This window comes from Stenotrophomonas sp. YJH_SMC_80, from assembly GCF_059372495.1.
This window is the reverse complement of the sequence record NZ_JCAFVP010000001.1, coordinates 98,354-110,512: the sequence shown is the minus strand read 5'-3', so window position 1 is coordinate 110,512 and position 12,159 is coordinate 98,354. Positions and strand designations below refer to the sequence as shown.

Here is a 12,159-nt window from a genome sequence, read left to right as displayed (position 1 = left end):
CGCGAGGGTGGCTTTTTTGTTGGTCGCGCGGACGGAAGCATGCACCCACCGACCGTCAGCCGGGCCAGACCCGCATCCGTTCGACTGCGGCCAGCAGACACAGTGCGATGGCGACGGGAGCCAGCACCGGCAGGGCGCGTGACCGCGGTGCCCGTCCGCGCAGCACGGCCACGCACACGGCCCCCATCACCAACAGGGTTGCCGGACCAGGCAGTACCGGCAGGCTGCCCATGGGCGCCCACAACGCCAGCAATGCCGCCGACAGGACGACGGCAACCGGCACCAGTCTCTCCCGGAACTCCAGGGATCGGTCACCTGCCGTCGGCCACAGCTGCATCGCCACCCGCGCAGCCAACATCAGCAGCACCAGGATGAGCGCCACCAACCCTGCCACTCCCGCCAGCGGCAGCAAGGGCATCACCCAGTACAACTGCGGGTGATGCTGCAGGGCGACCGACAAAGGCCGCGTGCTGGCCAGAGCCGGAAATTCGACCAGGCCCGCCTGCAACGCGGCCAGTACGATCAGCAGCACCATGGCCAGCAGCACGCACGCCGGCAGCAGCGGCGGCCGTGCCCTCGCCTGCCTGCCGATGCCAGGAAATCCCAGCGCCAGGCCAACGTTGGCGAACACACCGTACAGCGGCACGCTCGCCGCCAGTACACCGCCGATCCCGAAGCGATAGGGTGCCGTTGCCGGCGGCAGCCATGGAATCCAGTACGCGTAGTGCACATGGCGGGCTGCCAGCACCAGCAACAGCAGGCCGGCGCCGACCTTCACCGTCAGCAGCACGCAGGCAACCAGCACCACACGGTGTGGCCGCAGCAATCCGACCACTGCAAGCAACAGCAGGCTGGCAGCAGCCATCAGTTGACCCGGCATCCCGTTGCTGGCCTCGATTCCACACCCAGCCAGCAGTACATGCAGATGGTTGGCGACGGACTGCGCAACGCCAGCGGCAGTCACCACCAGTTCCAGCAGCAGCGCGCCACCGAGCAGAACGGCCGGCACGCCTCCCCAGCAGTCCCGCACCACGCCATGCAGGCCATCGGCAGCGGGCCTTTGCTGGTTCAGAACGTGCAGGCAGTACAGCAGCGGCCCTGTGCCCAGCGCGGCCAGCAGCAGGCTCAGGACGATGGCCGGGCCTGCCTGGGCTGCGGTGTGCTGGCCGACCAGCGCGACCACGCCGCCTCCCAGCAGCAAGGTCAGTGCCACCACCACAAGGCGATCGCCGTACCCGGGCTCATCGATGCCGGGGCTGCTGTCGCTGTCCATCGCAAGTTCCCTTGATATCCGCCCAAGCGCGGTCGACAGCAGACTGACAGCCTGTGCCGGGAGGCGGTATCGGAATACGCGCCATGCGCATCACGATGTGACGGCAGGCACGTTGGCAAGGAAGCTCACGGTCCCGCTACGACAGATTCCAGGTCGCTAAGCAGAATTGACGCGGTCTTTCACGACAGTCACGTCGCTTGCGCCGGCCCTTCGGACTCAGCGGCAAGGCGGCGGCAGGTGTGGTCCGACCAGCGCCAGCGTACGCTGCAGGGCACCGCGTCCGTTGCTGATCAGCGTGCAGCCTGCCCGCGCCATGTCCTCGCGTGCCTGTGGATCTTCGAGCAGGTGCTGCAGCAGTTCGCCGACCGCCTGCACGTCTTCGCCGATCAACAGCGCGCCCGCCTCGCGCATCCGACGGGAAATCTCCGAGAAGTTGTGCAGGTGCGGGCCCGTCACCGCAGCGGTGCCCATCGCCGCCGGCTCCAGCAGGTTGTGGCCACCGATCGGCTGCAGGCTTCCACCGACAAACGCCACCTGCGCGCAGGCATAGAACGGCATCAGCTCGCCCAGGGTATCGATGACGAACACATCGGTTCCAACCTCCGGCCACTGCTTCGCGCGCCGGGTTGCCACGTTCCAGCCCTGCTCCCGCGCCAGCGCCTCCACCTTCGGGAAGCGCTCGGGATGCCGGGGCGCCCACAGCAGCAACAGGTCGGGGTGCTGCCGGCGCAGGCGCCGATGCAGATCGATCACCGCCTGTTCTTCACCATCATGGGTACTGGCGGCGATCCACACCGGCCGCCGGGCCGGCACGCGGGCATGGAACTGCTCGACGAAGCCCTGCACGTCCGGCGTAGTGATGTCGAACTTCAGGTTGCCCAGCGCCTGCACCTGCTCCGGCGCGGCACCCAGCTGCACGAAACGCTCGGCATCGTCCTGCGACTGCGCGGCCACGCAGGTGACCGTGCGCAGTGCGCGGCGGATCAATGACGCCAGCAGCCGGTAGCCCCGCAGCGAACGTGCCGAGAGGCGCGCGTTGAGGATGTAGACCGGAATGCCACGGTCACGGCAGCCGAACAGCATGTTCGGCCACAGTTCGGTTTCCAGGATCAGCGCCAGGCTGGGCTGGAAGTGGCCGAGGAAGCGGTTGACGCTGCCGGGCACGTCATACGGCAGGTAGACGTGGTCCAGGGCGTCGCCCCACAGCGCACGCACGCGCTCGGAGCCGGTCGGGGTGATGGTGGTGATGACCCAGCGGATGTCCGGGCGCTCCTTGCGCAGCGCGTTCACCAGCGGCGCAGCGGCATTGACTTCGCCCACCGAGACCGCGTGCAGCCAGACCCGCGGTTGGCCGGTGGGCTGGGGATAGGAGGCATAGCGCTCATCCCAGCGCCGGAAGTATTCACGGACCCGGAAGCCGCGCCAGACCAGGTGGTACACGGTGATCGGCAGCAGGATGTAGAGCACGACCGAGTACAGGCCGCGCAGGATCCATTCGACAGGGTCTTTACGCATGCGGCAAGGATACGGGAGCCCCCCGGGAAAGACACGCGGCCGCCTTGGTAGAATGGGCCAATGTCCGATGCCACCACCGCCGTCCGCCCGTCGCTGCGCGATCCCCGCAACTGGCCGATGTTCGCCGCCATGCTGGGCGCCTTCGCCATCGCCCGCCTGCCGTGGATGCTGCAGCGTGCGCTGGGCCGGGGCGTCGGCTGGATCACCTGGCGCCTGCTGGGCAGCCGTCGCCGCGCCGCCGAGGTCAACCTGCAGCTGTGCTTCCCCGAGAAGGACGAGGCCTGGCGCCAGCGCCTGGTGCGCGACAGCTTCGATGCCCTGGGGGTGGGCGTGTTCGAGTGCATCCGCGCCTGGTGGGGCAGCATCGACAGCATCCGCCCGCAGGTGCAGATCGAAGGACTGGAACATCTGCGGCAGATGCAGGCGGAAGGTCGTGGCGTGCTGCTGGTGTCCGGCCATTTCATGACCCTGGAAATGTGCGGGCGCCTGCTGTGCGACTACGTTGATCTTTCAGGCATGTACCGCAAGCACAAGAACCCGGTGTACGAGTGGGCGGTGAAGTTCGGCCGCCTGCGCTACGCCAAGGCAATGTTCGCCAATGAGGACATCCGCGCCACCGTGCGCCACCTGAAGAAGGGCGGCTTCCTCTGGTACGCGCCCGACCAGGACATGCGCGGCAAGGACACCGTGTTCGTGCCGTTCTTCGGCCACACCGCTTCGACCATCACCGCCACCCACCAGCTGGCGCGGATGACCGGCTGTGCGGTGATCCCGTATTTCCATCGCCGCGAAGGCGGGAAGTACTTCCTGAAGATCGGCGCGCCACTGGAGAATTTCCCCAGCGACGACGTGGAAGCCGATACCACGCGGGTCAACCAGGCCATCGAAGAGATGGTGCGCGAGGCGCCCGACCAGTACCTGTGGATCCACCGCCGCTTCAAGCGCCAGCCAGGCGGGCGGAGCGATTTCTACAAGTAGATCCACGCCATGCGTGGATGCTTTTCGATTCCGTGCCGGGATTCACAACGGCCAGCGGCACCAGGCGTACGGGTACTCCCCCACCACGCACGCCAAGCCCGCACGGACCGGATTGGCCAGGATGTACATTGCCTTCTCGTGAAGTGATTCGTCGGTCCGCACTGCATGGTCGTGATAGCCGCGCTGCCACTGCGCAGTTCCATCAGCCAGTGCAGATGGTCGGGCATCACCACCCAGGCGAGACTGTGGCTGAAGCCCCTACGCTCGACGAAGCGCAGGGTGTCGATCAGGATCGCCATGTTCGCCGCATCCGCGAACAACGGTTCACGGCCAAGGGTTGCCGTGGTCAATGAGTACACGTTGCCGGATCGGGAATATCGACCGTAGCGGAGTCCTGGGCTGGCCATGCCTCAAGCGTGCGATACGCATGGAAACACCGGTAGTGGTGGGTTACCTGTGTTTGCGTCGGGAAAGCTCCATCCACGCATGGCGTGGATCCACCACAGCAATCTCCGTTCGGTACGCGCAGTAGAGCCACGCCAGGCTGGATGGACGATCACACCGCCGTCGGCGTGTCGTCCGCGTCGCGCGCCAGCAGGCTGCCGGCGAACAGCGCGGCCAGCAATACGGTCAGGCCACCCCAGAAGGCCGAATAGAACGCCAGATGGGTGTTCAGCGGGAACACGGTCACCGCCAGCGCCAGCATCGCCGGACGCGCGCGTTCGCGGGCCATTGCCGGCGCGTAGCGCCATGCGCGCCAGGCCTGGGCCACCGCCGCCAGCCACAGCAACAGACCAATCACTCCAGTCTCTGCGAGGATTTCCAGCACGATCTGATGGGCATGAAGCGCCGGGGCATTGCCCCACACGGCCGGCCCTTCCTCCGCCACGCAAGCGGGATAGGCATCGCGGAAACCACGTGCACCCACGCCATTGATGGGGTGCTCTTCAATCATGCAGGCGGCGGCTTCCCAGATCCGCGCGCGCCCTGACAGGGCCTCGTCGACACCACGCCCCCCCCCCTCCAGGGCCATGGCCGTACGCGCGAAGCGCTCGCGCAGCTGCGGCACGCTGGCGGTCAGAGCGCCGGCGCCGAGTACCGCCACCAGCGCCAGCGCGGCCAGCCGTTTCCAGCCGAACTGGCGCACGCCGCTGTAGGCCAGCACCAGCGCGAAGGTGATCCACGAGGCGCGCGAACCGGCCAACAGCAGCACGCTGCCCAGCGCTGCCGCAGCCAGCAGCCAGCCCGTATTGCCAAAGCGCCGCGCGGCGGGCAGCAGCAGGAACGGCGACAGGCTGGCCAGCACCTGGCCGAACTTCAGGTTGCACGGTCCCAGTGCGCCACTGAGGCGATCTGCCAGTGCGGCCTCGTCGGCCGGGCACAGTGCGTGGCCACTGACCGCCAGCTTCAGGTGTTCCAGCGACCAGAACCAGGGGCTGGTGCCGGCCACCGCCTGCACCAGTGCATCCAGCGTCCATGCGCCGGTGATCAGTGCCAGCCCCGCGAAGGTCAGCCGCCGCCGCTCCGGCGTGGCCACCGCGATCGCCACCAGCCACATGAAGGGCAGATAGCGCAGGCCCGCAGCAGCCTTGGTCCACGAGGCCGCCGGATCGATCGCATCGAATGCGGAGAATGCCTGCGGCAGCCAGTAACCAAGGAACAGGATCGAAGTCAGTGCCCAGGCCGCCGTGCTCAACAGATGCGGGCGGCGCTGCAGGCGGCGCGTCACCATGCGCACCGCCGCGTACAGCGCGCCCAGGCCCAACACGGTTTCGGCGATGCCTGGCAACGGCCACATCGCCACGTACGCCAGCACCCACCAGGGCGCCCAGCGCCCGGCGCGGTCGTCGCGCACGATGACGGTGGGGTCAGCCGGCGAGGTCGGCATAGAGGCGGAGGGTATCGCGCTGCATGGCCTGCAGGGTAAACGGGATGCGGGTCGGCAAGGACGGGGGCTGGGCCAGCAGGGCCAGCGCACGTTCACCCAATGCCCGCGCATCGCCGAGCGGCACGGCACCTGCGGGTTGCAGCTGCCGAAGCAGCTCACCAACGCCACCATGGTCCCAACCCAGCACCGGCCGGCCCACCGACAACGCCTCGACCACGGTGCGGCCGAACGCTTCGGGCTTGTCCGACAGCTGCAGTACCAGGTCGCTGGCCGCGTAGGCCTGGGCGATGCGTGCGGTCGGCGTGCTGATGTGCACGGCCTCGGCCACGCCGAGCGCGGCCGCCTGCCGGCGCAGGTCGGCCACGTAGGCTTCACGGCCGGGTTCATCGGTGCCCAGCATCCACAACTGTGCCGGCACGCCGGCGGCGCGCACATCCGCCAGCAGCTGCAATGCGTGTGCGTGACCCTTCAGGCGGGTGCCACGCCCCGGCAACAGCAGCAAGGGGCCTTCAACCTGCGCCAGCCATGGGTACTCTGCCGCAAGCGCCATCCGCGGACGGCGATCGGCACGCGCCACGCGCGGGAACTGGGCCACATCGACGCCACGCGGAATCACCTGCAATGCCTGTTCGGGCACGGTCGGGTAGTGCCGCTGCACGTAATCGCGCACGGTGTTGGACACGCAGATCACGCGTTCGCCGCTGGTCATCACCGCGCTGTAGCGGCTGGGCGAATTCAGCCCATGCACGGTGGTCACCCAGTGCGGGCGTTGCGCGGCAGGCAGGGCACGGATTGCGTACAGGCCCAGCCAGGCCGGCAGCCGCGAGCGGGCATGCACGATGTCCGCACCAACCTCGGCAAACAAGCGGCGCAGGGTCGGCAAGTGGCGCAGGGTCAGCAGCGACTTGCGGCCGATGTCCAGGGTGAGGTGCTCGGCACCGCTGTCGAGCAGCGGCTGCACCAGGCGGCCACCGGCGGAAACCACCAGCGCGCGATGGCCGGCGGCGACCAGGGCCGCAGCGATTTCCAGGGTCGAGCGCTCGACGCCGCCGGAGTGCAGCGCCGGCAGCAACTGCACCACGGTCAATCGGCGCATCGAAGGGGCGGCCGCTTAGTCGGCCAGCACGAACACGGAACCGCAGTACGGGCACTGCGCTTCGCCATTGGGCTCGTCTTCGATCGGCAGGTACACGCGCGGATGCGAGTTCCACAGCGCCATTTCCGGGGTCGGGCAGCTCAGCGGCAGATCGCTGCGGTGCACGGTGTAGCGCTTCTCGGCGTTGGCGGGCGCAGTGGCGGTATGGCTCATGGCGGATGTCGATGAACGGGTTGCGAGGCCTGTGATTCTAGCATCCAGGCCGCCCCGACATTGCGCCGCAACGGGTCTTTGCGCGTATCGGGCCGATTCCCTGCGACCTTGCATGCCACTTCGGGATGAGGTGCCGGTGGGAATTCCCGACCGATCCTGCAGATTCACCCCGGGAAACCACCGACAACGATATTTACCGCATTTGGATCGAACTAAATGGCACTTGTCAGGTTGCCACGGCTGTTGCAGGATCGGGCCAGGTCGTGAACCGGCCTGCCCCAATCCGACCCGATCGCATGGCCCGCCCCCACCGGACCGGCATCGCCTCTTCCACTGCCATCCCGGCGGGCGGAGCGATGCCGTCCGTGGTGTCCGCCGATGCGGGTTCTGCCCGCCGCCAGCCCTTCCGGGAGACCCCTGCATGACCCTGTCCGATCCACGCCGCGCCCTGCTTCCGCTCGCCTTGGCCCTGGCCTGTGCGACTACCGCGATGCCGGTGCTGGCACAGGGACTGCAGAGCTCGTTCGAGCCGGGCCAGCCGGCTCCGGAACCGGCCGCAGGCGCATTGCAGGTCACGATCGGCAATGGCCCCGCGGCGCCCTACGCCGCCAAGCGCAATGTCGGCTACAGCGGCCTGCACGCACTGCGCTACAGCAGTGAAGGTGGCAATGCGCGGCGCGAACTGTTCAAGGCGGACGTGACCATCGAGGCCGATACCACCCTGTCGTGGTTGGTGCTGCCGGAGATCGTCGGCAAGGACACCGTGGCTTCGACCTATGTGTCTCTGGACCTGCTGCTGGACGACGGCAGTCGGGTTTCGGCCGGCGCTGCGCGTGACCAGCATGGGGTGGCCCTCGGCGCCCGCGCGCAGGGCGCGTCGAAGACGCTGTACCCGCAGCAATGGGCGCGCAAGGCGGTGCGGCTGGGCGATGTGCCCGCGCTGAAGGGCCGCCGCGTGGTGGCGATCGAACTGGAGGTGGCCAGTGCCGACGGCGCACCGGTCTCCGGCTGGATTGATGACGTTCGCCTGGACACAGTGCCACGGCAGCAGCCAGCGCGCGTCTCCGACTGGGTACTGACCACCCGCGGTACCCAGGCCAACGGCACCTTCTCGCGTGGCAACAATTTCCCGGCCACGGCGGTGCCGCACGGGTTCAACTTCTGGACCCCGGTCACCGATGCCGGTGCGCTGAACTGGCTGTACCGCTGGAACGAGCAGAACGACGCGCAGAACCGTCCGCAGCTGCAGGCGCTTGCGCTGAGCCATCAACCCAGCCCGTGGATGGGCGACCGCCAGACCTTCCAGGTGATGCCATCGGCCAGTCGTGGCGTGCCGGAGGCTGACCGTCGCAAACGTGCCCTGTCGTTCGACCGCAGCCACGAAAGCGCCCGCCCTTACCGCTACGACGTGCGCTTCGACAACGGCGTCGCGGCATCGATCGCGCCGACCGACCATGCCGCGCTGTTCCGCTTTGACTTCCCGGAGGACGGCGACGCCAACCTGCTGTTCGACAACGTCGATGCCCGTGGTGGCCTGACTCTGGACGCCGCCACGCAGACGCTGTCCGGCTACACCGACACGCGCAGCGGCCTGTCCAACGGTGCCAGCCGCATGTACGTGGTGGCCAGCTTCGACAAGCCGTGGCGCAGCAGTGGGCGCCTCAGCACCGGCCGCCCGACCGGCTACATCAAGTTCGATGCCGGCAGCGACCGGCGGGTGACCATGCGCATCGCCACTTCGCTGATCTCGGTGGAGCAGGCACGACACAACCTGGCCCTGGAAATCACCGCCACCGATACGCTGGAGAGCGTGGCCGGCCGTGCGCAGGATGCATGGGACGCACGCCTGACCCGCTTCGACATCGGCGATGCCAGCGACGACCAGAAGACCACGCTGTATTCCAGCCTGTACCGGCTGTTCCTGTACCCGAATTCCGGCCATGAAAACGTGGGCAGCGCCGCCGCACCGGAGTGGCGCTACGCCAACCAGGCCAGCGCCAGCGATGACAACACCGATGGCAGCGCGACCCGCACCTTTGCCGCCGTGCGCGATGGCAAGGTGTTCGTCAACAATGGCTTCTGGGACACCTTCCGCACCACGTGGCCGGCCTACGCGCTGTTCACGCCCGACGATGCCGGGCAGATGGTGCAGGGTTTCATCGAGCAGTACCGCGCTGGCGGCTGGATCGCGCGCTGGTCGTCGCCGGGCTACGCGGACCTGATGGTCGGCACCAGCTCGGACGTGGCCTTCGCCGATGTGTGGCTGAAGGGCGTCGGCGGCTTCGATCCGGGCGAGGCCTACGCCGCCGCGCTGAAGAACGCGACCGTGGTACCACCCGACCGCCATGTCGGCCGCAAGGGCATGGACCGTTCGACCTTCCGGGGCTACGCCAGCGCCGACGTGCATGAGGGCATGTCGTGGACGATGGAAGGCGCACTCAATGACTTCGGCATCGCCAACATGGCCGATGCGCTGGCCAAGCGCGCGGCCACGCCGGCCGCACGCGAGCGCTACAGCACCGAAGCCGACTACTTCCGCCACCGCGCTGCCAGCTACGCGACGATGTTCGACCCTGCCGCCGGCTTCTTCCAGGGCCGCAAGGCGGATGGCCGCTGGCGCGTGGACGCCAAGGACTACGACCCGCGCGTGTGGGGCCACGATTACACCGAATCCAACGGCTGGACCTTCGCCTTCACTGCCGCCCATGACGGCGAAGGCCTGGCCGCGCTGTACGGTGGCCGCGACAAGCTGGCGGCGAAGCTGGATACCTTCTTCGCCACGCCGGAAACCGCAGACCCGGCACTGGCCGGCTCCTACGGCGGCACCATCCACGAGATGACCGAAGCGCGCGACGTGCGCATGGGCATGTACGCGCACAGCAACCAGCCGGCGCACCACATCCCGTGGATGTACCTGTATGCCGGGCAGCCGTGGAAGACCCAGCAGCACGTGCGCGAGATCCTGTCGCGGCTGTACGTCGGCAGCGAGATCGGCCAGGGCTATCCGGGCGATGAGGACAACGGCGAAACCTCGGCATGGTACGTGCTGGCCTCGCTGGGCCTGTACCCGCTTCGCATGGGCGCCCCGGAGTACGTGATCGGCTCGCCGGCCTTCGAACATGCACGCGTGGAGCTGCAGGGTGGCGCGGTGCTGACCGTGAACGCGGCCAACAACTCGCGCGAGAACGTCTACGTGCAGTCGCTGAAGATCAACGGCAAGCCGTGGACGAAGACCTGGGTGCCACACGACCTGATCGCCAAGGGCGCGACCCTCGACTTCGTGATGGGACCCCGTCCCTCGCGCTGGGGCAGCGGCGTGGACGATGTGCCGCGCTCGTTGACCGCGCGCGGCCAGCGCCCGCAGCTGCTGCACGACCTGCTCGGCAGCGGCGCGAAGGCGACGCTGGCCGATGGCCGCGCCCTGCCCGCACTGGTCGATGACGATGCGAGTACCACCGTGGGCCTGGGCGGCGGCGCAACCATCGCGCTGACCGGACTGAGCGACGGCACGCCGACGATGTACACGCTCACCAGCGGCGACGGCCGCATCCAGGGCGGTGAGTGGACGCTGGAGGCGCGCAACGGCGGCGGCAGCTGGACCGTGCTCGACCAGCGCAGCGGCGAAGACTTCGAATCCGCCCGCCAGACCCGTCCGTTCCGCATCGCCAGACCCGGCCGCTACAGCGAATACCGCCTGCGCCTGGCGGCACCGGCACGGCTGCCACTGGCGGAGATCGAACTGCTGGCGGCCGGCACCGTACAATGAGCCGCATGCGCTACCGTCTTCTGCCTCTGGCCCTTGTTGCCCTGTCCTTCTCAAGTTTCGGCCAGACCCAGGCGTTCGATACGCAGCTGACCCGCGACGGCGTGACGCTGAACTACCAGGACGCCCGTGGCGCCCTGGCCGCGCCGCAGCGCAAGCGGGTGATCGATACGTTCTTCTTCGCCTACCTGCGCGAACGCGCGGACTTCCACCCGGCCGCGCCGGCGATGGTGCGCATCGTGATCGATCCGGCCTACACCGGCATCGCCTTCGTCGGCGACAAGGACCAGGCAGCGACGATCACCATCAACCCAGGCTGGTTGGCGCAGCACCCGAACGACATCGACCTGGTCACCCATGAGGCGATGCACATCGTGCAGGGCTATCCAGGTTACGGCGATGCACGGGTGCCGGGCTGGCTGGTGGAAGGCATCGCCGACTACGCACGCGACCGCTACGGCATGGACAATGCCGCCGCAGGCTGGGTGCTGCCGGGCAAGGTCGAGAAGGGGCAGAATTTCGACAGCGGCTACCGGGTGACCGGTGCGTTCCTGAAATGGGCCGAGGCCGAGTATCCCGGCCTGGTGCTGGCGCTGGACAAGGCCCTGCGCGACGGCCGCTATACGCCGGCGCTGTGGCAGAAGCACACCGGCAAGGCACTGCCGGCGCTGTGGACGCAGTACGCCAAGCCGCGTTCGGATGCACCGCCGCCGGCACCAGCGCGCCGCGGCAAGCGGCGCTGACTGGGCGATCAACTGGGTACTGCGGCGACTGGGTATTGCGGCGACTGGGTAGAGTCGACTGGGTAGAGTCGACTGTTAGTCGACTGCCTTTCGTACAGCCCCCGAAAACCCCGCGCTTCGCGCGATAGTCGACCAACGGTCGACTCTACCTCGCTGGCGTCTACGCCTCAGCGCGACTGCACGAAACCGGCGTACAGCGCGAACAGCTGCTGGAAGTACCGCCGCGTCACTCGATTGCGCATGACACCCTCGCCCGTGAGAAGTTGGTCGGGCCCAGGGTGGGAAGGCCGGTCCGGTCCCTTCCCACGGCCGGGCCGCGTGGGCGTATTGGGCCGCAACGGCGTTGCAGGGACATGACCGGGTTGCGTAGCGCGTGTGGCAGCGGTGGGATCGGCATCGGGACCGGCATCGGGACCGGCATCCGGACCGGCATCGGGACCGGCATCGGGACCGGCATCGGGACCGGCATCGGGACCGGCATCGGGACCGGCATCGGGACCGGCATCGGGACCGGCATCGGGACCGGCATCGGGACCGGCATCGGGACCGGCATCGGGACCGGTAGAGTCGACTGTTAGTCGACTATCGCGCGATCGCGCGGGATTTTCGGCGTCCGAATCAAGAGCAGTCGACTAACAGTCGACTCTACCCGTTTCCGCTTTGCGGAAACAAAAACGCGCCCCGGAGGGC

At 68.1% G+C, this 12,159-nt stretch carries 9 protein-coding genes and 1 pseudogene; 4 read left to right on the top strand and 6 right to left on the bottom strand.

Translation table 11 applies throughout. The features are described 5' to 3' along the window. Positions 1–55: 55 nt before the first annotated feature. A complete protein-coding gene (locus AC5P99_RS00490; protein WP_169448933.1) occupies positions 56–1,273 on the bottom strand; it encodes an amino acid transporter in 1,218 nt (405 codons plus the stop codon). Between the two features lie 216 nt (positions 1,274–1,489). Further along, positions 1,490–2,788, bottom strand: a complete 1,299-nt coding sequence (gene waaA, locus AC5P99_RS00485) for a lipid IV(A) 3-deoxy-D-manno-octulosonic acid transferase (protein WP_049403581.1) — start codon at positions 2,786–2,788, stop codon at positions 1,490–1,492. A 60-nt stretch (positions 2,789–2,848) separates the two neighbouring features. Between waaA and AC5P99_RS00480 the strand changes: the two genes are divergently transcribed. Beyond that, the gene (locus AC5P99_RS00480; protein WP_005410964.1) at positions 2,849–3,766 is read left to right on the top strand and encodes an LpxL/LpxP family Kdo(2)-lipid IV(A) lauroyl/palmitoleoyl acyltransferase; all 918 of its coding nucleotides are present in this window, start codon (positions 2,849–2,851) and stop codon (positions 3,764–3,766) included. A gap of 42 nt (positions 3,767–3,808) precedes the next feature. On the opposite strand, the pseudogene AC5P99_RS00475 reads toward AC5P99_RS00480, so the two are convergent. The 4 genes and pseudogenes from AC5P99_RS00475 to AC5P99_RS00460 all read right to left on the bottom strand — a co-directional run bounded on the left by AC5P99_RS00475 (position 3,809) and on the right by AC5P99_RS00460 (position 6,963). Then, positions 3,809–4,173, bottom strand: a pseudogene (locus AC5P99_RS00475) (transposase). Between the two features lie 149 nt (positions 4,174–4,322). Then, a complete protein-coding gene (locus AC5P99_RS00470) occupies positions 4,323–5,654 on the bottom strand; it encodes an O-antigen ligase family protein (RefSeq protein WP_088436243.1) in 1,332 nt (443 codons plus the stop codon). Further along, entirely contained in the window at positions 5,635–6,750 is a 1,116-nt protein-coding gene (locus tag AC5P99_RS00465) for a glycosyltransferase (protein WP_033835647.1), read from the bottom strand. The genes AC5P99_RS00470 and AC5P99_RS00465 overlap by 20 nt, the downstream gene beginning before the upstream one ends. Before the next feature lie 15 nt (positions 6,751–6,765). Further along, positions 6,766–6,963, bottom strand: coding sequence for a zinc-finger domain-containing protein (locus AC5P99_RS00460; RefSeq protein WP_005410967.1), 198 nt, complete (start codon positions 6,961–6,963; stop codon positions 6,766–6,768). A gap of 421 nt (positions 6,964–7,384) precedes the next feature. On the opposite strand from AC5P99_RS00460, the gene AC5P99_RS00455 reads away from it, so the two are divergent. The 3 genes from AC5P99_RS00455 (at position 7,385) to AC5P99_RS00445 (ending at position 12,047) form a co-directional block, all read left to right on the top strand. Next, positions 7,385–10,729: a GH92 family glycosyl hydrolase gene (locus tag AC5P99_RS00455; protein ID WP_495212794.1), complete on the top strand. Its 3,345-nt coding sequence runs from the start codon at positions 7,385–7,387 to the stop codon at positions 10,727–10,729. Next, the gene (locus tag AC5P99_RS00450) at positions 10,726–11,469 is read left to right on the top strand and encodes a basic secretory protein-like protein (RefSeq protein ID WP_032966989.1); all 744 of its coding nucleotides are present in this window, start codon (positions 10,726–10,728) and stop codon (positions 11,467–11,469) included. Before AC5P99_RS00455 ends, AC5P99_RS00450 begins: the two co-directional genes overlap by 4 nt. Before the next feature lie 353 nt (positions 11,470–11,822). Next, complete coding sequence (locus tag AC5P99_RS00445; protein WP_495212793.1) at positions 11,823–12,047, top strand: hypothetical protein; 225 nt, start codon at positions 11,823–11,825, stop codon at positions 12,045–12,047. The last annotated feature ends 112 nt before the right edge of the window (positions 12,048–12,159 follow it).